1 protein-coding gene is annotated in these 690 nt (G+C 70.6%); it reads left to right on the forward strand.

Going from position 1 to position 690, the window contains the following annotated elements; all coding sequences use genetic code 11:
- Nucleotides 1-690: urocanate hydratase family protein (locus tag AC1DJW_RS26510; protein WP_476902959.1), on the forward strand; the 690-nt coding region annotated here is incomplete at both ends.

The raw sequence follows: 690 nt of genomic DNA on the forward strand, positions 1-690 counted from the left end.
CAAGGGCGGCTACGGCCGGGCCTTCGAGTTCCCCGGCTTCGTCCCGGCCTACATCCGGCCCCTGTTCTGCGAAGGGCTGGGCCCGTTCCGCTGGGTCGCGCTCTCCGGTGACCCCGAGGACATCGCCGTGACCGACAAGGCCATCAAGGAACTGTTCCCGGAGAACACCCACCTGCACAAATGGCTCGACGCCGCCGCCGAACGCGTCGAGTTCGAAGGCCTCCCGGCCCGGATCTGCTGGCTCGGCTACGGCGAACGCGCCAAGGCCGGGCTGCTGTTCAACCAGCTCGTCGCCGAGGGCAAGGTCAAGGCCCCCATCGTGATCGGCCGGGACCACCTGGACTCCGGCTCCGTGGCCTCCCCCTACCGGGAGACCGAAGCCATGAAGGACGGCTCCGACGCGATCGCGGACTGGCCCCTGCTCAACGCCCTGACCGCCGCCTCCTCCGGCGCGACCTGGGTCTCCATCCACCACGGCGGCGGCGTGGGCATCGGCCGCTCCATCCACACCGGCCAGGTCTCCGTCGCCGACGGCACCGAACTCGCCGCGCAGAAACTCGAACGCCTCCTCACCAACGACCCCGGCATGGGCGTCATCCGCCACGCCGACGCCGGCTACGACCGCGCCATCGAAGTCGCCCACGAACGCGGCGTCCGCATCCCCATGGACCCCCTAGCCTCGCAAGCTCG

It is taken from the genome of Arthrobacter sp. 05L417 (genome assembly GCF_056397865.1).